14 protein-coding genes are annotated in these 18,936 nt (G+C 68.9%); 5 read left to right on the top strand and 9 right to left on the bottom strand.

Features of this window, described 5'->3' with window-relative positions:
- Nucleotides 1-3: 3 nt before the first annotated feature.
- Genes ACXMDP_RS00410 through ACXMDP_RS00400 form a run of 3 tightly spaced genes read right to left on the bottom strand, consistent with a single transcriptional unit; the run spans nucleotide 4 to nucleotide 6,113 of the window.
- Nucleotides 4-1,062, bottom strand: a complete 1,059-nt coding sequence (locus ACXMDP_RS00410) for an acetate/propionate family kinase (protein WP_259730644.1) — start codon at nucleotides 1,060-1,062, stop codon at nucleotides 4-6.
- Nucleotides 1,063-1,075: 13 nt separating this feature from the next.
- Nucleotides 1,076-3,613, bottom strand: a complete 2,538-nt coding sequence (locus tag ACXMDP_RS00405) for a glycogen/starch/alpha-glucan phosphorylase (RefSeq protein ID WP_259730645.1) — start codon at nucleotides 3,611-3,613, stop codon at nucleotides 1,076-1,078.
- A 46-nt stretch (nucleotides 3,614-3,659) separates the two neighbouring features.
- The gene (locus ACXMDP_RS00400) at nucleotides 3,660-6,113 is read right to left on the bottom strand and encodes a phosphoketolase family protein (protein ID WP_259730646.1); all 2,454 of its coding nucleotides are present in this window, start codon (nucleotides 6,111-6,113) and stop codon (nucleotides 3,660-3,662) included.
- Nucleotides 6,114-6,452: 339 nt separating this feature from the next.
- On the opposite strand from ACXMDP_RS00400, the gene ACXMDP_RS00395 reads away from it, so the two are divergent.
- Nucleotides 6,453-7,748, top strand: a complete 1,296-nt coding sequence (locus ACXMDP_RS00395; protein WP_457766992.1) for a cation:proton antiporter — start codon at nucleotides 6,453-6,455, stop codon at nucleotides 7,746-7,748.
- 1 nt (nucleotide 7,749) lies between these two features.
- On the opposite strand, the gene ACXMDP_RS00390 is transcribed toward ACXMDP_RS00395, so the two are convergent.
- Nucleotides 7,750-8,046 carry a hypothetical protein gene (locus ACXMDP_RS00390; protein ID WP_259730648.1) on the bottom strand — a complete coding sequence of 99 codons (297 nt, stop codon included), beginning with the start codon at nucleotides 8,044-8,046 and terminating at the stop codon, nucleotides 7,750-7,752.
- Between the two features lie 125 nt (nucleotides 8,047-8,171).
- Here ACXMDP_RS00390 and ACXMDP_RS00385 point away from each other — a divergent pair, with 125 nt between their 5' ends.
- On the top strand, nucleotides 8,172-9,047 hold the full coding sequence (locus ACXMDP_RS00385; RefSeq protein WP_255100717.1) for an alpha/beta fold hydrolase: 876 nt from the start codon (nucleotides 8,172-8,174) through the stop codon (nucleotides 9,045-9,047).
- 3 nt (nucleotides 9,048-9,050) lie between these two features.
- Nucleotides 9,051-9,944 carry an aldose epimerase family protein gene (locus ACXMDP_RS00380; RefSeq protein WP_259730649.1) on the top strand — a complete coding sequence of 298 codons (894 nt, stop codon included), beginning with the start codon at nucleotides 9,051-9,053 and terminating at the stop codon, nucleotides 9,942-9,944.
- Here the strand turns inward: ACXMDP_RS00380 and ACXMDP_RS00375 are convergent.
- On the bottom strand, nucleotides 9,931-11,136 hold the full coding sequence (locus ACXMDP_RS00375; protein ID WP_259730650.1) for an FAD-binding oxidoreductase: 1,206 nt from the start codon (nucleotides 11,134-11,136) through the stop codon (nucleotides 9,931-9,933). The genes ACXMDP_RS00380 and ACXMDP_RS00375 overlap by 14 nt on opposite strands.
- A 14-nt stretch (nucleotides 11,137-11,150) precedes the next feature.
- On the opposite strand from ACXMDP_RS00375, the gene ACXMDP_RS00370 reads away from it, so the two are divergent.
- Nucleotides 11,151-12,533, top strand: coding sequence for a four-carbon acid sugar kinase family protein (locus ACXMDP_RS00370; RefSeq protein WP_259730651.1), 1,383 nt, complete (start codon nucleotides 11,151-11,153; stop codon nucleotides 12,531-12,533).
- Nucleotides 12,534-12,594: 61 nt separating this feature from the next.
- Here the strand turns inward: ACXMDP_RS00370 and ACXMDP_RS00365 are convergent, their stop codons facing one another.
- From ACXMDP_RS00365 to ACXMDP_RS00350, 4 genes are read right to left on the bottom strand one after another with little or no spacing between them, the layout of a single operon-like run.
- A complete protein-coding gene (locus ACXMDP_RS00365) occupies nucleotides 12,595-13,362 on the bottom strand; it encodes an amidohydrolase family protein (RefSeq protein WP_259730652.1) in 768 nt (255 codons plus the stop codon).
- Between the two features lie 60 nt (nucleotides 13,363-13,422).
- Nucleotides 13,423-14,775 (bottom strand): (Fe-S)-binding protein, encoded by a 1,353-nt coding sequence (locus tag ACXMDP_RS00360; protein ID WP_259730653.1) that lies wholly within the window; start codon nucleotides 14,773-14,775, stop codon nucleotides 13,423-13,425.
- Nucleotides 14,776-14,780: 5 nt separating this feature from the next.
- Nucleotides 14,781-16,808, bottom strand: coding sequence for an acyltransferase family protein (locus ACXMDP_RS00355; protein ID WP_259730654.1), 2,028 nt, complete (start codon nucleotides 16,806-16,808; stop codon nucleotides 14,781-14,783).
- Nucleotides 16,809-16,854: 46 nt separating this feature from the next.
- Entirely contained in the window at nucleotides 16,855-18,300 is a 1,446-nt protein-coding gene (locus tag ACXMDP_RS00350) for an NADP-dependent isocitrate dehydrogenase (RefSeq protein ID WP_094513744.1), read from the bottom strand.
- 152 nt (nucleotides 18,301-18,452) lie between these two features.
- Between ACXMDP_RS00350 and ACXMDP_RS00345 the strand changes: the two genes are divergently transcribed.
- The gene (locus tag ACXMDP_RS00345; protein ID WP_259730655.1) at nucleotides 18,453-18,917 is read left to right on the top strand and encodes a hypothetical protein; all 465 of its coding nucleotides are present in this window, start codon (nucleotides 18,453-18,455) and stop codon (nucleotides 18,915-18,917) included.
- Nucleotides 18,918-18,936 lie beyond the last annotated feature (19 nt).

Below are 18,936 nucleotides of genomic sequence, written 5' to 3'. Positions count from 1 at the left end.
GCGTCAGTGTTCGCTCGGCCCAGTGCCGCCGCTGGCCCGGCGGCAGAGCCGGGCGGCCATGCCCTCCTCATCGGCGGCAACGCGCAGCAGCTGAAACGGTGGCAGCCAGGTCAGGCGCTCCCGCAGCTCCTGCTCCAGCAGCAAGTCGTTCTGGCCGATGCCGCCGCTGAGCGCGATCGCGTCCACCCCGCCCAGGCTGGCGGCCATGGCGCCGATGCCCTGAAGCAGTCGGTGCATAAACACCTCCAGCGCCAGCTGGGCGCCGGTGTGGCCCGCCGCCGCCGCCTGCCGCAGGCTGCGCATGTCGCCGCTCAGTTCCGAGAGCCCCCGCAGGCCGCTTTCGTGCTGCAGGGCGTGATCGAGCTCAGCAGCGCTCATGCCCTGCCGTAGGCGATCGAGCAGCAGGCCGGGATCCACCGAGCCGCTGCGGCTGGCCATCACCAGCCCCTCCAGCGGCGTGAAGCCCATCGTGGTGTCGATGCTGAGGCCGTTGCGCACCGCCGCCAGGGAGCAGCCCGCCCCCAGGTGGCAGCTGATCAGCCGCGGCACCGCCACCACTTCGCTCACGTGCTGGTGGTTGAGCCCATGAAAGCCGAAACGCCGCAACCCCTCGGCGCGCCAGGCGGCGGGGATGGCGTAGGTGTAAGCCGCCCGCGGCAGGGTGCCGTGAAAGGCGGTGTCGAAGCAGGCCCACTGCGGCAGCTGCGGCAGCCAGCGCATCATCCAGCGGATCACCACCAGCGCCGGCCCGTTGTGCAGGGGTGCCAGGGGCACCAGCGCCTCCAGGGCCGCCTCCTGCGCCGGGGTGATCCAGGTGGGCTCCGTGAGCGCGGCACCGCCGTGCACCACCCGGTGGGCGGTGAGCAGCAGGCGCTGACGCCACGGGGCCAGCGCCTGTGGCAGGAACGACGCCAGGACCTCGTCCGCTGCGGCGGGATCCCAGGGGCGCTGGTCCTGCCACAGCCGCGTGCCGGCCGGGTCGATCAGGCAGGCCTTGAGGCTGGAGCTGCCCACGTTGAGCACCAGCACCAGATCGGCGGCCTGCGTTGCGCTGGGCTCCATGGCGGCCTCCGGCTCAGGGGGATTCGGCCCCTTCGATGGCGCAGCTGATCGTGATCGGAAAGGGCTTCACCTTCCAGATGCGTTCGGCGTACTCCCGGATCGAGCGGTCGGAGGAGAAGAAGCCGGTGCGTGCGGTGTTGAGCAGCGACATGCGGTTCCAGTGCTCCCGATCGGCCCAGGCGGCACTGACCGCATCCTGGGCGCGCAGGTAATCGGTGAAATCAGCGAGCACGAAGAAGGGATCGCGGCCGGTGAGGTTCTCCAGCAGCGGCTTGAACAGTTCGGTGTCGCCGTTGCTGAAATGGCCCTGCTCGATCAGCCGCAGCGCTTCGGCCAGCTCCGGCATGCCGTTGATCCATTCCCACGGCCGGTAGCCCTCGCGGCGCAGGGCCTCGATGCCGTCGGTGGTGCGGCCGAACAGGAAGAAGTTCTCCTCGCCCACCTGTTCGCGGATCTCCACGTTGGCGCCATCGAGGGTGCCGATCGTGAGGGCGCCGTTCATGGCGAATTTCATGTTGCCGGTGCCGGAGGCTTCCAGGCCAGCGGTGGAGATCTGCTCGGAAAGATCGGAGGCGGGGTACACCCGCTCGCCCAGCTTCACGTTGTAATCGGCCAGGAAGATCACCCGCAGCCGCCCGTCCATGTCGGGGTCGGCATTGACCGTATCGGCGATGCCATTGAGGAAGCGGATGATCAGCTTGGCCATGTAATAGCCAGGGGCCGCCTTGCCGCCGAAGATCACCGTGCGCGGCGCCTGACCATCGGCCAGTCCGTGCTTGATGCGCAGGTACTGCACGATCACCTGCAGTGCATTGAGGTGCTGGCGTTTGTATTCGTGGATCCGCTTCACCTGCACATCGAACATCGTGGCGGGATCCACCAGCAGGCCCGTGGTCTGGTGCACGTAAGTGGTGAGCCGCCGCTTGACGGCCAGTTTCATCTGGCCCCAGCGCTCGAGGAAGGCGCTGTCGTGCTGGAAGCGTTCCAGTTCCCGCAGGAGATCGAGATCGCGCACCCAGTCGGAGCTGATCGTTTCATCCAGCAGGCTGCGCAGCAGCGGGTTGGAGAGGGCGATCCAGCGGCGGGGCGTCACGCCGTTGGTGACGTTGAGAAACTTCTCCGGCCAGATGGCGGCGTAATCGGGGAACAGCTCGGTGCGCACCAGCTCGCTGTGCAGCGCCGCCACCCCATTGACGTGATGGGAGCCCACGGTGGCCAGATTGGCCATGCGCACGGCCTTTTCGCCGTCCTCGGCAATGATCGACACCCGCCTCAGGATCTGATCGTTGCCGGGGTACTTCATGCGCACCGTCTGCAGGAAGCGCCGGTTGATCTCGAAGATCAGCTCCAGATGGCGCGGCAGCAGGCTGCTGAACAGATTGAGGCCCCACTTCTCCAGCGCCTCCGGCAGCAGGGTGTGGTTGGTGTAAGACAGCGAGCGGGTGGTGATGTCCCAGGCCTGATCCCACTCCAGGTGCTTCTCATCGATCAGCAGCCGCATCAGCTCGGCCACGGCGATGGCCGGGTGGGTGTCATTGAGCTGCACGGCCCAGTGATCGGGGAACTCGCTGATTGGCAGCTGGCGGGCATCGAGGCTGCGCACCATGTCCTGCAGCGAGCAGCTCACGAAGAAGTGCTGCTGCTTGAGCCGCAGCCGGCGCCCCTCATCGGTGCCGTCGTTGGGGTAAAGCACCTTTGTGAGGTTCTCCGAGCCCACCTTCTCTTCCACGGCGCCGTAGTAATCGCCAATGTTGAAGGCGTAGAAGTCGAAGCTTTCCGAGGCTTCCGCTTTCCACAGCCGCAGCCGGTCGCAGGTGTTCACCTGGTAGCCCAGCACCGGCACGTCGTGGGGGATGCCGATCGCCTGCTGCGCTGGTACCCAGCGCACCCGCAGGCAGTTCTGCGCGTCGCGGTAGGTCTCGGTGTGACCGCCGAAGCCCACGGTGCAGGCCTGATCCGGCCGGGGCAGCTCCCACGGCCAACCGCCCTTCAGCCACTTGTCGGTGATCTCCACCTGCCAGCCGTCGCGCACCATCTGATCGAAAATGCCGAACTCATAGCGGATGCCGTAGCCGGTGGCCGGAATCTCCAGGCTGGCCAGGGATTCCAGGTAGCAGGCCGCCAGGCGGCCGAGGCCGCCGTTGCCCAGCCCCGGCTCCTCCTCCACCTCCAGCACCTCCTCCAGGCTCTCGATGCCGAAGCGACGCATCGCCTCGGCCGCCTCGTCCTGGATGCCGAGCATCACCAGGTTGTTGCCGAGCTGGGGGCCGATCAGGAACTCGGCCGAAAGGTAGGCCACGACCCGCCGTGGCGAGGCCGAGATCGCCTCCACCCCCGCCAGGTAACGCGTCATCAGCCGGTCCCGCACCGCGTAGCTGAGCGCCAGGTAGGCGTCGTGGCGGGTGGCGACCGGTGCTAGCTTGCCGAGTGTGTAGAAGAGGTGACCGGTGACGCTGTCGAACAGATCGTCCGCCGTGAGACCGCTGCGCTGGGGATCGGCATAGCAGCCGGGGGTGGGCAGCTGCAACTGGCGGGCCTGGGTGTCGGTCATCGAGTGGGGCGGGTAAGGGGCGCGGGAGAGGAGAGAAGGCGCCGGTTCAGGCGCCGGGCGCTACTGACGGGGCCGGAAGGCTCCAGCGCCAGTTGGTCACCTCGGGGGTGTCCATGCCGTGGATGTGGGCGTAGGCGCGGTGCCGCAGGATTTCCTCCTTCATCCTCTCCTTGACGTGGGCGGCCCGTGATCCCAGCGAGGGCACCCGGTCGATCACATCGATCACCAGATTGAAGCGGTCGATCTGATTGTTCATCGCCAGTTCCAGCGGCGTGTTGATGTTGCCCTTCTCCTTGTAGCCCCGCACGTGCATGTTGCCGTGGTTGCTGCGGTGATAGGTGAGCCGGTGAATCAGCCAGGGATAGCCGTGGAAGTTGAACAGCACGGGCTTGTCCGTTGTGAACAGGCTGTCGAAGTCGCGGTCGGAGAGCCCGTGCGGGTGCTCGCTGGGCTTGGTGAGGGCGAACAGCTTCACCACATTGATCACGCGGATCTTGAGAGTGGGAATCTGATGGCGCAGGATCTCCACCGCCGCCAGCGTTTCCTTGCTGGGGATGTCACCGGCGCAGGCCATCACCACATCAGGTTCATCCGGTGCGGTGCCGTCATCATCGTTGCTGGCCCAGGAGACGATGCCGATCCCCTTGGCCACATGGCGGCGCGCCTGCTCCAGGGTGAAGTACTGCAGGTGCTTCTGTTTGTCGGAGACGATCACGTTGCAGACGTTGGGCTCCAGGAACGCCTCCTCCGCCACCGCCAACAGGCAGTTGGCATCGGCCGGCAGATACACCCGCACCACCTCACCGCTCTTGTTGCCGGCCAGGTCGATGAAGCCGGGATCCTGGTGGGTGAAGCCGTTGTGATCCTGGCGCCACACGGTGGAGGAGATCAGGCAGTTCCAGGGGGCGATCGGCGCCCGCCAGGGGGCGTGGTGAATGCACGATTCCAGCCACTTGGCGTGCTGGTTGAACATCGAGGCGATCACATGGGCGAAGGCCTCGTAGGTGTGGAACAGGCCATTTCGGCCGGTGAGCAGGTAGCCCTCCATCATTCCCACCAGGGTGTGCTCCGAGAGCATCTCCACCACCCGGCCGTTGCGGGCCAGTTCGCTGCCGCCGCTGTCTTCCGGAAGGATGTCCTCCATCCACACCTTCTTGCTCACCTCGTAGATCGCCTGCAGTCGGTTGGAGGCGGTCTCGTCGGGGCCGAACACGCGCATGCTGTCCGGGTTGCGGGCGATGGTGTCGCGCAGCAGCTCGCCCAGCGGCGCCGTGTTCTCGTGCTCTCGCTGACCGGGATGATCCACCGGCACCTCGTAGGCCTCCATCGGCGGCAGGCGCAGCTTGCGGCGCAGAAGACCCCCATTGGCATGGGGGCTGGAGCCCATGCGCCGCTGGCCCGTGGGAGAGAGGGCCCTGAGTTCGGCCATCAAGGTGCCACCTTCATCGAACAGCTCCTCAGGCCGATAGCTGCGCAGCCAGCTCTCCAGCATCTGCAGCTGCTCGGGGTCCTTGTTGGGGGCCGGCAGGGGTACCTGGTGCGACCGCCAGAAGCCCTCCAGCTTCTTGCCGTTCAGCTCGGTGGGGCCGGTCCAGCCCTTGGGAGAGCGCAGCACGATCATCGGCCAGGCGGGCCGGAACGATTCGCCGCTCTGGCGGGCCTGGGCGCGGGCGCTGAGGATCTGGTCCACCGCCTCATCCATGGCGGCGGCCATCGCCTGGTGCATGGCCGCCGGCTCATGCCCTTCCACGAACAAGGGCGTCCAGCCGTAGCCGCGCATCAGGCTTTCCAGCTCGTCGCGGCTGATGCGGGCCAGCAGCGTGGGGTTGGCGATCTTGTAGCCGTTGAGGTGCAGGACCGGCAGCACGGCGCCATCGCTGATCGGGTTGAGGAACTTGTTGATGTGCCAGGAGGTGGCCAGCGGGCCGGTTTCGGCCTCGCCATCCCCCACGCAGGCCAGGGCGATCAGCTCGGGGTTGTCGAAGACGGCGCCGCAGGCGTGCGAGAGCACGTAGCCGAGCTCGCCGCCCTCGTGGATCGAGCCGGGGGTTTCCGGGGTGCAGTGGCTGCCGATGTGGCCGGGAAAGGAGAACTGCTTGAAGAAGCTGCGCAGCCCTTGGGCGTCCTGGGACTTGTCGGGATAGATCTCGCTGTAGCTGCCGTCGAGGTAGGTGGGGCCCAGAACGCCGGGGGCGCCATGGCCTGGCCCCGACAGGTAGATCATCTCCAGATCGTGGGCGCGGATCAGGCGGTTGGCGTGGGCCCAGATGAACGCCTGGCCCGGGCTGGAGCCCCAGTGCCCCAGCAGCCGGTTCTTGATGTGCTCGTGCTTGAGCGGCTCGCGCAGCAGCGGGTTCGCCTGCAGGTAGATCATTCCCACCGCCAGGTAGTTGGCGGCGCGCCACCAGGCATCCAGCCGCTGCAGTTCGACGGCGTCAAGCGGGGCCTGTGTCCCTGTCTCCTGGGTCTGGCCAGCGATGCTGGCCGAGGTGATCGTCATGGGAGCGGGTGGCGAAGGGCGTAGAGAGGGCTCGGGGCGCACCCGGAACCGTAGGCACGGTGCGGAGTCAGGACGGTCGGCTGGAGCACGCGGGTCGTCCCGGCTCAGGGACAGGCTGTTCAAGTACCGCCGTGGCCGCAAGGCCGGTCGCCGCTGAATGGGCGTTCCCTCACCCCCGCGCAGCCGCCGAACGCTGCAATCCGTCGGCTCGGTTTTCAGTCAGCTCAGCAGGATTCCCATTAAGGTCCAACGCACTTTGCTGCTCCCCGCTGGGGAACGACCTCCACACCAATGATCTCGTCTGTCCCTCAGTTGTTCCTCCAGATGGGCTCCCATGAGATGGAGGTGGCTTCCACATTGATCTCGGTGGGGCGGATCCTGCTGATCTTCGTGGCGGCCCGTGCGCTCGCCGAAGTGATGGTGCGCTTGCAGCTCCCCACGATCCTCGGCGAGCTGCTGGCCGGTGTGCTGATCGGCTTCTCCGGCCTCCATTTCATCCTTCCCCCCGAAACCGGAGCGCAGCTGAACGGCACGCTGCTGAATCTGGTCAGCTCACTGTCGGATGTCACTCCCGACGTGGTGCAGTCGATCTACAACTCCACGTTCCCGAACCTGGAATCGCTTGCCACGCTCGGCCTGTTCGCGCTGTTGTTCCTCACCGGCCTCGAGAGTGAACTCGATGAGCTGGTGGCGGTGGGCCTGCAGGCCAGCACCGTGGCCGTGACTGGCGTGGTGGTGCCCTTCGCGCTCGGCACGCTCGGACTCCTCTATTTCTTCCATCTGCCATTGATCCCGGCGGTGTTCGCGGGTGCGGCGATGACCGCCACCAGCATCGGCATCACCGCGAGTGTGTTCGGCGAACTCAAATATCTCCGCACCAAGGAAGGTCAGATCGTGATCGGCGCCGCCGTGCTCGACGACATCCTCGGCATCGTGATCCTGGCGGTGGTGGTGGCCCTGGCCGGTGGCGGTGCTCTCGAGATCGGCCCGATCATCAAGCTGCTGGTTGCTGCGGCGGTGTTCGTGGCGGCGTCCCTGTTCCTCAGCCGCACAGCCGCCCCCCTGTTCGACTGGGTGCTGGATCAGCTCAAGGCCCCCGGTGAAGTGGTGGTGGCCTCCTTCGTGGTGCTTTGCCTCTGCTGTTTCGCGGCTCAGGCCATCGGCCTCGAAGCGGCCCTTGGTGCTTTCGCCGCCGGCCTGATCCTCAGCAGCTCCAAGCACACCCATCTGATCCAGGACACGGTGAAGCCGCTGGTGGCCCTGTTCGCCACCATCTTCTTCGTGCTGATCGGCACGAGCATGGACCTATCGGTGCTCAACCCCATGGATCCCAGCAACCGCGAGGGTCTCGTGGTGGCTGCCTTCCTGCTCACCGTGGCGATCCTCGGCAAGCTTGTGTCCGGCTGGAGCTACCTCAGCAAGGAGAAAACCAACCGGCTGGTGGTGGGTCTGGGGATGATGCCCCGCGGTGAGGTGGGCCTGATCTTCCTTGGCCTGGGTACCCAGGCCAGGCTGCTCAACCCCGCGCTGGAGGCGGCGATCCTGATCATGGTGATCGGCACCACCTTCCTGGCGCCGCTGCTGCTGCGCCTTGTGCTCGGAGGCAAGGAGGCGCCCGCCGAGCAGCCGGCCTGACTCACTCGGAATCGCGGCGGCTGGCCAGCCCCCAGAAGGCTCCGGCCAGCACCGCCATCAGCCCGAGGCTGGCCGCCCAGCTTGGGCTGAGTGCCCAGCTCAGGCCCAGCTGGGTGATTGCTCCCACCACCAGAGCCAGCAGCAGGCTGCTCACCACCAGGGCCAGCTGGCGCAGGCCTTCGCTCAGCGGCCCGTGCGCCAGTGCTTCCTCGAAGCGCACCAGCGGCACCGTGAGCGGCAGGTAGAGCGCCAGCGCCCACAGCGCGCCCCCCGACAGCAGGCTGGTCCAGTCGCTCACGGAGCGGGCCGCTCAAACTGCTCCCTAGCATCGGCCACCGAGGCAGGCTTCCGGTGATCCCTTCAAGCGCAGCGCCCAGCGCAGAGCCCGCCACCGCCGTGGTGCCGGCCACCCCTTCCCCCGCCATTCCCTGCGCGCAGCCCTGGACCTACCTGGGCCATGCCGTGCACGCGGTGCGGGCCGCCCCCGCAGAGCCGGTGGGGCCGGCCTTCCTGCTGGTGCACGGCTTCGGTGCTTCCACCGATCACTGGCGCTACAACATTCCGGCCCTGGCGGCACGGCACGAGGTGCATGCCATCGACCTGCTCGGCTTCGGCCGCAGTGCCAAGCCCGGCGAGCTGCGTTACGGCGGGGCGCTCTGGCGCGACCAGTTGGCCGCCTACGTGCACGAACGCATCGGCCGCCCCACCGTGCTGGTGGGCAATTCCCTCGGCGGCTTCGCCGTGCTGGCCGCCGGCGTGGCGCTGGGCCCCGACGCCGCCGGTGTGGTGCTGATCAATGCGGCCGGTCCCTTCAGCGACGAGCAGGCGCCTCCCCAGGGCTGGGGGGCGATCGCGCGGCGCACGATCGGGGGAGCGCTGCTGCGCAGCCCGGTGCTGCAGCGGCTGCTGTTCGAAAACCTGCGCCGCCGCTCCACGATCCGCCGCACCCTCCATCAGGTGTACATCGATCGCACCAACGTCGATGAGGCGCTGGTGGAATCGATCCTGCGCCCCTCGCGCGACCCGGGGGCCTTCGGGGTGTTCCGCACCGTGTTCGACATCCCGAGCGGTCAGCCGCTCGATGAGCTGTTCGCCGCCCTCACCGCCCCGCTCCTCTTGCTCTGGGGCATCCGTGACCCCTGGATCAATGCCGTGGGCCGCCGTGCCGCCTTCCAGCGCCACGCCCCCGCCGGCACCGCCGAGGTGGTGCTCGACGCCGGCCACTGCCCCCACGATGAGGTGCCCGATCAGGTGAACGCCGCCCTGCTGGAGTGGGTGGCCGGCCTGCCGAGCGCCTGAGTCATGCCCCTCCTGCAGCGAAGCCTTCCCTATCCCCACTGGGAGTTCAGTCCTCCCGGCAGCTCCGACGCTCCGGGCAACCCCGATCTGCTGCGCCTGGTGCCCGAGCGGGGCGGCTTGCTCACCGGCTGGCGTTGCAACGGCCGCGAGCTGTTGTATCTCGATGCGGAGCGCTTTGCCGATCCCGCCCTCTCGGTGCGGGGAGGAATGCCGGTGTTGTTTCCGATCTGCGGCAACCTGCCGGGCGATCAGCTGCCGTTGCCGGAGGGCAGCTTCACCCTGCGTCAGCACGGCTTCGCCCGGGATCTGCCCTGGCAGCTGCGGGCCCTGCCCCAGGAGGCGGGGGTGGAACTCGAGCTGCGCGACAGCCCTGCCACCCTGGCGGCCTTTCCGTTCCCTTTCCGCCTGCGGCTGCAGCTGCGCCTTGAGCCTGCTGCCCTGGCGATCACGGCGGTGCTGGAGAACAGCGGCAGCCGGCCGCTGCCCTTCAGCTTCGGCCTGCACCCCTATTTCAATGTGTCGGCGCTGCCGGCGCCAGACGGCGGCAACGCTGCGGTGCACCTGGAAGGGCTGCCGGAGCGCTGCTTCAACCATCAGGTGATGGCGGAGGCGGACACTGCCGCCACACTCGCGCCGCTGGCCGCTGGGGTGGACCTGCTGGCGCGGCCCGAGGGGCCGGTGCGGCTGGTGGATCCGGCTGCCGGGCTGGCGCTGGAGCTGCAACCCTCCGCCCCCTTTGACCTGGCCGTGGTGTGGACCGATCCGCCACGGCCAATGGTGTGCCTGGAGCCCTGGACCGGCCCACGCGGCGCGCTGGTGAGCGGCGACCGGCGGCTGGAGGTGGCAGTCGGCGCGAGCTGCACGCTGCTGAGCCGCTACGTGCTCAGGCCGCTCTGACGCCCGGCAGGCGCCCGCGCGCCAGCTGCTGCCTGGGGTCGAACTGGCGCTTGACCGCCTGGATCATCGCCACGGCAGGGGCGTCCTCCCAGGCGGGCACGGTGCTGCCGCTGGGTTGCTGCAGCACCGTGAGCTGGCCGCCCAGCTCCTGGCAGCGGCGCCGCAGCGCTTCCACCCGGTAGGCCGGCAAGGCCGTCGCCGTCGACCAGGCGTAGCCGAGGCCACTGCCGGCCCCCAGGGCCAGCGGCAGGCCGGCGACGGAGCGATCCGCCAGCAGCGCCGCGGTGTGGCTGGGCAACACACCCGGCCGCAGCAGCCAGAGCGGCTCGTCTGCGCCGGATACCGGTTCCGGCTGCTGGCCGCCGAGCCCCAGCACGCGCAGGGCCTCCAGCCGTTCGGGATCGAGCGGCAGCCCCTTGAGCGCGTGGCAGTCGGCCTGGGCGCGCAGGGTGACGAGCTGGTCGTCCAGGGCCTCGCTGCTCACACTGGCCAGGGCCAGCAGCAGGGCGGGCTGGGCTTCGGCTCCGGCCTGCTCCGCCAGTGCACTGCTCCACCAGTCGATCAGTTCGGGGGTGAGGCTGGAGCGCAGCAGCCACTGGCGCAGGCGCTCCAGCCCCTCCAGCGGCCCCTGCACCAGCAGCCCGCGCCGTTGCGGCGGCAGCGGGAAGGTGCGCAGGGTGAGTTCGGTGATCAGGCCGAGCGCGCCCCAGCTGCCCGTGAACAGGCGCATCAGGTCGTAGCCGGCCACGTTCTTCACCACCCGGCCGCCGGCGTGGGCGGCCACACCATCGGCGCGCAGCAGGCCGATGCCGATCACCTGATCGCGCACACCCAGGTAGCGCTGGCGCAGGCCGCCGCCGAGCCCCCGTGCCACCAGCCCGCCCACGCTGCCGGCCCCTTCGCCGTTGGCGCCTGTGCCCCAGGGCCAGTCGACGGCGAGCCACTGGTTGCGCGCGCGCAGGGCCTCCTGCAGCTCACGCAGCGGCAGCCCCGCCTCCACGGTCACGGTGAAATCGCCGCTGGCGTGGTCGAGCAGGCGGTTCAGGCGCGCCACGCTCAGCACCGTGTCGGTGTGCCGCACCGGCGGCCCCCAGCCAAGGCGGCTGCCCGTGCCGGCAGGCAGCCACGGCGTGCCGGCGGCATGCAGCTGCCGCACGAGGTCGGGCAGCTCGTGGGACGCGGGAGTGATCACGGCACGATGGTGCCATGGCCGCCCCGCCCCCCCCACCCGCGCCCCCGTTCAAGGTGGTCGTTTTCGACGACGATCCCACCGGTTCGCAGACGGTGCATGGCTGCCTGCTGCTGCTCCGCTGGGATCCGGACACCCTGCTGAGCGCCCTGCGCGACCCGTCGCCGCTGCTGTTCCTGCTCACCGACACCCGTGCCCTGGAGCCGGAGCCGGCGGCCGATCGGGTGCGCCAGATCTGCCGGGCGCTGCGGCCGGCGCTGGCGGCGGCCGGCATCGATCGCTGGCTGGTGGTGAGTCGTGGCGACTCCACCCTGCGGGGGCACACGCCGCTGGAGGCGGAGGTGATCGCCGCGGAGCTGGGCCCCTTCGACGCCACCCTGCTGGTGCCCGCCTTCCTGGAAGGGGGGCGCACCACGGTGGGGGGCTGCCATCTGCTGCACGGTGAGCCGGTGCATCGCACGCCCTTTGCCCGTGATCGCCGCTTCGGCTACGGCACCAGCGTGCTGCGTGACTGGCTGGCCGAGAAGAGCGGCGGGCGGCTGCTGGCCGCGGCGGTGCAGCAGATCGGCCTGGACGAACTGGTGCCGGCCGGCCGTGAGCTGTTGATCCAGCGGTTGCGCGGGCTGTCGGGTAACCCCTGGGTGGTGGTGGATGCGGAGCGTCCGGAGCAGCTGCAGGTGCTGGGAGAGGCGGTGCGCGCCGTGGTGCAGCCCCCGGCGGGCCAACGGCCGCTGCGGCTGCTGTTCCAGTCGGCCGCCAGCCTGCTGAACTCCCTGGTGGACTTGCCGCCGCAGCCCCTGAACCCGGCGGCCCTGGCCGGCCTGCGCCGGCGCGCGGCCACGGGCCCCCTGCCGGGGCTGGTGCTGGTGGGATCGCACGTGCAGCTGGCCGATGCCCAGCTGGAGCGGTTGCTGGCGGCGCCGGGTTGCGTGGGCGTGGAGATCCCGGTGGCCCGTGTGGCGCGGGTGCTGGAAGGCCCCCTGCCCGACCATTTGCTGCCCTCACTGGAAGCGGCCTGGCTGGCACAGCTGCGCGCCGTGCTGGCCAGCGGCCGCACCCCGGTGCTGTTCACCAGCCGGGGGGAGCTGGTCTGCCGCCATGCCGAGGAGCGGCGGCGGCTGGGCCTGGCCCTGGCGGCGGCGATGGCCCGGCTGGGGGGCGCGCTGGCGCCGCAGCTGGGGTACCTGATCAGCAAGGGGGGCATCACCAGCCAGACCCTGCTGGCCGAGGGGCTGGGCCTCAGCCAGGTGCGGCTGGAGGGTCAGCTGCTGCCTGGGCTGTCGATGCTGCGCACGGGCGCGGCGCACGAAACCGCGCCATTGCTGCCGGTGCTCACCTTTCCCGGCAATCTGGGCCAGGCGGACACGCTGCGGCAGGCCTGGGAGCAGATGGAGCAGTGATCGCCTGCATCACCAGCTCCCGCCTGCCGCGCATCGGCGGCCACCTCCGCTGACGCCAGGTTCAGCAGGGCGTTGGCGACGGCAGCCGGTAGAAGGAGGCCGCATTGCTCCACAGGGCTCTCTGTGCGGCCGGCTCGCCCAGGGTTTCGATCAGCAGGGTGAGGTCGCTGGGGTGGAACGGCCGCGGCGCCCGTGTGGACGGAAGGTCGGTGCCGAACATCAGGGCCTGGGGATTGGCGGCGTGCAGGGCGCGCAGGGCCTCGGCCACCGGCAGCTCCACCCGGGAGAAGCCGCTGGCTTTCACGCGCACGCCCTGCTCGGCGAGCTGCAGCAGCGTGGCAAAGCCGTCGCGCGAGAGGCCGAGGTGATCGATGCTCACCGCCGGCAGCCGCCGCAGCAACGGCTGCAGGGCCGCCAGCTCACGCGACTCCACATACAGCTCCACAGGCCAGCCCACCAGCGCATGCAGGCGCAGCGCCAGCGCCTCCAGGTGCTGCACGCGTTCTGAGCCCCCACGCCGCAGGTTGAAGCGCACGGCCCGCACGCCCCTGGCGTTGAGCGCGAGGATCTCCGCATCGGTGGCCTGGGCCGACAGCTGGATCACACCCACGAAGCCGGGGCCCAGTTGCTGCAGGGCACTGAGCAGATGGCGTTGACCGAAACCCTGGAAGGAGCCTGATACCACCGCTCCTGCCGTGATTCCCAGGACCTCGGTGCTGCGGCGGTAGTCGGCGACGGTGAAGGGCTCGGGCAGAAAGCCGTGGTTCGGCAGCAGCGGAAAGGCTGGATCGATGATGTGGAAATGAGCATCGAAGCGGTGGTGTTGCATCACGCTCCGCGTCGTGTTGATGCATGGCGCTCCGCTGCGCCGTTCCCTGCTTCTGGCTGCTCAAGCCGGCCGGTCGGATCCGCCATCCAGGCTCATGGCCAGCAGCTGCACCGGATGCAGCACCGCCAGCGGCCGCGGCGCGCTCTCCATGTGCTGCCGGATCTGCAGCGTGCAGCCGATGTTGGCGCTCACCGCCAGGTCGGCGCCGGTGCTGCTCAGGTCGGTGGCTTTGAGGCGGCCCAGCTCGGCGGCTTCCACGGGTTGCACCAGGTTGTAGATCCCGGCGCTGCCGCAGCACACCCCCGCTTCTGTGGCCTCCAGCAGCTGCAGGTGAGGGATCTGGCGCAGCAGCGCCCGGGGCTGTTCGCGCAGCCCCTGGCCGTGCAGCATGTGGCAGGCATCGTGATAGGCGAGCCGCAGCGGACGCTCGGCGCTGGCGCGGCTGCCGTCGCTGTGGCGCAGCGGCTGCAACCGCTGGCGCACCGCTTCGCTCAACCCCACCCGCTGCAGGAATTCCTGGATGTCCGCCACACGGCCGCCGAAGGCGCTGCCGCGCGCGGCCCAGGCCGGATCACCGGCCAGCAGGCGGCCGTAAGCCTTGAGCGTGTGGCCGCAGCCGGAGGCCGCCACCAGCACCGCATCGAGCGGTTCGGCGCCCGCCGGCTTGCCCTGGCCGATCACGGCGTCGAAGGCGTCGATCAAGGCTGCGGCCAGGGCATGGGTCTGGGCCTCTTCCCCTTGGTGGTGGGTGACGGCGCCGCAGCAGCCCTGGGCCGGCGGGATCACCACCTCGATGCCGTTGGCGCTCAGTACCTGCACCGCCGCCCGGTTCACGGCCGGCTCGAACAACCGCTGCACGCAGCCCAGCACGAGGCCCACGCGGTAGCGCCGCTCGCCCTGGGCCGGGGTTACCAGCGGCAGCGGATCGGTGAACGACTCCTCGGCCAGCGGCGGCAGCAGCCGCTCCATCGCCGCCAGCCCGGGCCCGAACAGGCGGGTGAGGCCGCTGCGCCGGGCCAGCCGTTGCAGCGGTGTGCCGGCATAGAGCCGCAGCGGCTGCAGCACGGCCCGCAGCCGCTGGGGATAGGGCAGCAACTGGAACAGCAGCCTGCGGAAGGCCCACTGGCCGCCGCTGCGCAGCTCCGGGGCGTTGAGTTTCGGGCGGGTGGCCTCGATCAGTTGGTCGTAGCGGACACCGGCCGGGCACGCGCTCACGCAGGCGAGGCAGCCCAGGCAGGAATCGAAGTGGCTCGCCACGGTGGCATCCAGCGCCAGCTCACCGGCATTGATCGCCTTGAGCATGTGGATACGCCCCCGCGGTGAATCCATCTCCGTTCCCAGCACCCGGTAGCTGGCGCAGGTGGGCAGGCAGAAACCGCAGTGGATGCAGGGATCGGTGACTGGAGAAGGCATGGCACTCAGTCTGCCCGGCTCAGGGCTTCCAGGACCGGCTGCTTCAGCCGCCGCACCGCCGCGGCGGTGAGATGGTCGTCGTCGGCCAGCTGCCACTTCAGATCGTCGAGGGAGCAGCCCTTTGGACAGATCCACGGCATCGGATCGATGAAGCGCACGCGGTCAGGGAGATTGCGGCTCAGTTGAACGTTGATCGTCCTGGTGGAGGTGGCATCCTCTCGCAGGGTGTTCAGGCAGGGCTCGCTCCATCGAGCGGGGCGGAACCACTCCGGCAGACAGAGCTCCCGTCCGATCAGCCTCGGACCGGCCCCGATCAGGGCGACCTGCAGCCCATTGGCACCAGCCCTGTCTGAAAAGGCATCCAGCGCCTTCATGTAAAGCGCCGTCTTCGCTTCGGTGCCCCGCACCGGCTGTCCGGTTCGATCCAGGAAATTGTCACGGGTGGCCCGCAGGCCGCTGCCCAGGTGACTGAGCTGATAGCCCGCGATCAGAACGCCATCTCCGGGTCGGCTGGTGGCGAGGATCCGGGAAGCAATCTCATCCTGGAAGCGCTCACAGCCAGGATCCAGATGGCCGAATGCGGTGGCCGGGAACGGGCAGCCGGCTTTGGTGAGCAGTGTGATTCCGGCGCCCTCCCGGTGGAGCTCGGCGGCCAGGGGAATCAAGGCAGTGGCATGGCTGTCACCGACCACGAAGATGGTCCGACCTTGGGCTGCGCCCTGGGGCGCGGACTCGACCGAGCAGGTCCTGGCCTTGGCATCGATCTGAGGGCGATCGAGCACATCGTTTCGATCGATCAGACAGGCCGTTGAGGTGATGGTCGTGCCGGCAATGCGCTGGTTCCGCCGTTCCTCGGACAACGTGGCCGGCCGCTGGCCGAGATAAAGATGGGGTCCGAGCCCTCCGCCAATCAGCAACAGCAGCATGGTTGCAGCGGCGGCGTTGATTCCGACTCCGATCAGGATGGTCTGTTGGTTGGTGGGAGCCCACGGCTTCGAACCGAAGGGGGTTTCAAGCGTCCGGTAGGACAGTTCTGCCAGCCCCAGGATCAGCAGCAACTGAAACGGCACACTCCAGGCGTGGATGCCGATCGTCCAGCGGCTGAGCACGATGACGCTCCAGTGCCACAGGTAGAGCGAGTACGAAATCTGGCCGATGCGGAGTACCGGGGGGCACGTGAGGATCCGGCCGAGCAAGGAACGTCCCCGCAGGGTTCGGATCAGCGCGCAGGTTGCCGCCACGCTGACCAGCATCGGGATCGAACTGGAACCCTGGGGCGCCAGGGTCACGCCGACCAGAGCCAGGAAGGCCCCCCAAGCCAGCCCGTCGCGAAGGGGGGCCTGTCCGGGTTCCCCCTGCGGATCCTCCCCGTTCGCGGTCAGCAGACAACCGACCGCCAACTCCCAGACCCTCGGCCCCGTGAGGAAGTAGGCGGCGGATGAATCGACCTGCCGCATCTGCAGAAACAGGATCAGCGACAGCACGGCCACCAGGGCCATCCCCAGGCGAAACCGCCTTCGCCCCGCTCCCCCGGCTCTGCCCAGTCCGAGCTGCCAGGCAGCCAGCGGAAACACCAGATAAAACTGATAATCCACACCCAGGAACCAGGTCTGGGTGAAGCTGTTGAGCTGGGCGCTGGTGCCGAAGTAATCGGTTGCCTGCTGGTGCAGGAACAAGTTCGAGGTCCCCGCCAGCGCAAGAAGCCCTGTCCACAGGGAGGCCGCCGGATCAGGAACCACCAGGCAGGTCAGCAAGGCGGTGACGACGACACAAGCGCTCAGAGCCGGGACCAGTCGCTGGATGCGTCGGCGGTAGAACCCGGCCAGGAAGGCTCCGCGGCTGTCGGCCGTTGGCCTGAGCTCCAGCGATCGGGTGATCACGTAGCCGGAGATCACAAAAAAAACGTCAACCCCGACATAGCCGCTCGGCAGCAGGGACTTGTTCAGGTGGTTGACGATGACGGCAACGATGGCGACGGCTCTGAGGCCGTCGATCTCGGCTCTGCGAGCGATCTGATGGGGGGGGGCACGCATCCCCCCGATTGTCCTCGGCCGCACCCCTGCCCGGAATCTCCGGGCTTCAGCCGCCGAAGTGGCGCACCACGGCCTCGGCGAAGCCGGAGCAGCTCACCGGATCCACCCGCGGTTCCATCAGCCGGGCCAGGTCGTAGGTGACCTCGCCGTTGGCGATCGCGGCGCTGATCCCCGCAGTGATCAGGTCGGCCGCTTCCTGCCAGCCCATGTACTCGAGCATCATCACGCCGCTGAGGATCACCGAGCCCGGGTTGATCCGATCCAGCCCCGCATGCTTGGGCGCGGTGCCGTGGGTGGCTTCGAAGATGGCGGCGTTGTCGCCGATGTTCGCCCCCGGCGCCATGCCCAGGCCGCCCACCACCGCCGCCGCCGCATCGGAGATGTAATCGCCGTTGAGGTTGAGGGTGCAGAGCACCGAATACTCCTGGGGCCGGGTCTGGATCTGCTGGAAGATGCTGTCGGCGATGCGGTCGTCGACGAGCACCATGCTCTTCCACTTGCCGTAGCCGTGGCTCTCGCCGATGCTGTCGAGCACCCCTTTCACTTCCGCGTCCACCGCCGCTTTCTTCTCGGGGGTGAGGCTGTCGTAGCCGGGTTCGATCAGGCGGGCGTTGTCTTCGACGCTGAGGCCGTGGTTGCGCTCCAGGTTGCCGAGGATCCAGCTTTCCCGCTCGGTCACGCACTGGTCGCGGAATTCGCTGGTGGCCAGCTCGTAGCCCCAGTCACGGAAGGCCCCTTCCGTGAACTTCATGATGTTGCCCTTGTGCACCAGGGTGACGTGGCGTTTGGCGCCCTCCAGCCCCAGGGCGTGCTGGATCGCCTTGCGCACGTGGCGCTGGGTGCCCGCCTTGCTCACCGGCTTGATGCCGATGCCGGCCCCCTCCGGGATGCGGCGTTTGCCGAGCTTGCCGTTGGCCGGAATCACCGTGTCGTTGAGGTGGGCGATCAGCTCCACGCACACCGGATCGGTGGCTTCCCACTCGATCCCCATGTAGATGTCTTCGGTGTTCTCCCGGTAGACCACCACATCGAGGTCCTGGGGCCGCTTGTGGGGGCTGGGGGTGCCTTCGTAGTAGCGGCAGGGACGCACACAGCAGTAGAGGTCGAAGATCTGGCGCAGGGCCACGTTCAGCGAACGGATGCCACCGCCGATCGGCGTGGTGAGCGGGCCCTTGATCGCCACGCCGAACTGCTCGATCGCGGTGAGCGTGTCCTGTGGCAGGTATTGATAGGTGCCGTAGAGCTCGCAGGCCTCGTCGCCGGCGTACACCTTGAACCACTCGATGCGCCGCTCGCCGCCGTAGGCCTTGGCCACGGCCGCATCCAGCACCCGCTGGGTGGCGGGCCAGATGTCCACGCCGGTGCCGTCGCCGCGGATGAAGGGGATGATCGGGTCGGAGGGCACCACCGGAAGGCCGTTCTCGAAGCGGATCGCCGTGCCGTTTTCGGGTGGGGTGAGCTTTTCGTAGGACGGAGCGGACAGGGTCACCATCGGCGGCAGGAGGGGGGAAACGGCGCGACCGACGGCGGTCCGTGGTCGTGGTGCCGGCCCGCTGGCGCAGCCTCCCTCGGGAAACTCCAGCATGGGTCGGCTCGCGGAGCCTAGGTTCCGTTCCATCCGCTGTTCTGCTCAGGGGAAACGCCATGAATGCGGCAGACCTGGCCCGAAGTCCGGAGATGGCCCACGCCATCGCCTCCGCCGCCGCCCTGTTCCGGCGCCATTTCCCTGATGCCCGCGCCAATCTCACCCCCTGGCGCGACGACCCCGACACCCGCCGTTTCGAGGAGCAGGCCTCGGTGGACCTGGCCTTCCACTTCCCCGGCTGGAGCCCCCGCCTGCAGTGCCGCAGCCTGCTGATGCAGCTGCGCCTCGCCGAGGCTCCGGTCGCCGGTGGCGGCGGCACCCCGCGGCTGCTGGGGGTGCTGCTCAGCGGCATGACCTTTCAGGGCGAGCAGTGGCGGCTCGCCACCGTGGGCGACTGGGAAGCGAGTGGCGTGAACCTGCCCCAGCCCGAGGTGGCGGAGAAGCTGCGGCTCGTCTGCCGTGACCTGTTCGCCCTGCTGGGCGAGGGGCCAGCCGCCGCCGCCGCCAGCGACGAGGCCGCTTAACCCTTCGCAACCTGAGCCG

This window comes from Cyanobium sp. ULC065, assembly GCF_977927515.1.
Note: the sequence above shows the minus strand (reverse complement) of the source record. Positions and strands in the feature narration are given on the sequence as shown.

Coding starts and splice junctions, on each gene's coding strand:
- ACXMDP_RS00350 (WP_094513744.1), bottom strand. CDS start 18,300: ATGGTGACCCTGTCCGCTCCGTCCTACGAAAAGCTCACCCCACCCGAA.
- ACXMDP_RS00370 (WP_259730651.1), top strand. CDS start 11,151: ATGGCCGCCCCGCCCCCCCCACCCGCGCCCCCGTTCAAGGTGGTCGTT.
- ACXMDP_RS00345 (WP_259730655.1), top strand. CDS start 18,453: ATGAATGCGGCAGACCTGGCCCGAAGTCCGGAGATGGCCCACGCCATC.
- ACXMDP_RS00410 (WP_259730644.1), bottom strand. CDS start 1,062: ATGGAGCCCAGCGCAACGCAGGCCGCCGATCTGGTGCTGGTGCTCAAC.
- ACXMDP_RS00405 (WP_259730645.1), bottom strand. CDS start 3,613: ATGACCGACACCCAGGCCCGCCAGTTGCAGCTGCCCACCCCCGGCTGC.
- ACXMDP_RS00395 (WP_457766992.1), top strand. CDS start 6,453: ATGGAGGTGGCTTCCACATTGATCTCGGTGGGGCGGATCCTGCTGATC.
- ACXMDP_RS00355 (WP_259730654.1), bottom strand. CDS start 16,808: ATGCGTGCCCCCCCCCATCAGATCGCTCGCAGAGCCGAGATCGACGGC.
- ACXMDP_RS00400 (WP_259730646.1), bottom strand. CDS start 6,113: ATGACGATCACCTCGGCCAGCATCGCTGGCCAGACCCAGGAGACAGGG.
- ACXMDP_RS00360 (WP_259730653.1), bottom strand. CDS start 14,775: ATGCCTTCTCCAGTCACCGATCCCTGCATCCACTGCGGTTTCTGCCTG.
- ACXMDP_RS00365 (WP_259730652.1), bottom strand. CDS start 13,362: ATGCAACACCACCGCTTCGATGCTCATTTCCACATCATCGATCCAGCC.
- ACXMDP_RS00380 (WP_259730649.1), top strand. CDS start 9,051: ATGCCCCTCCTGCAGCGAAGCCTTCCCTATCCCCACTGGGAGTTCAGT.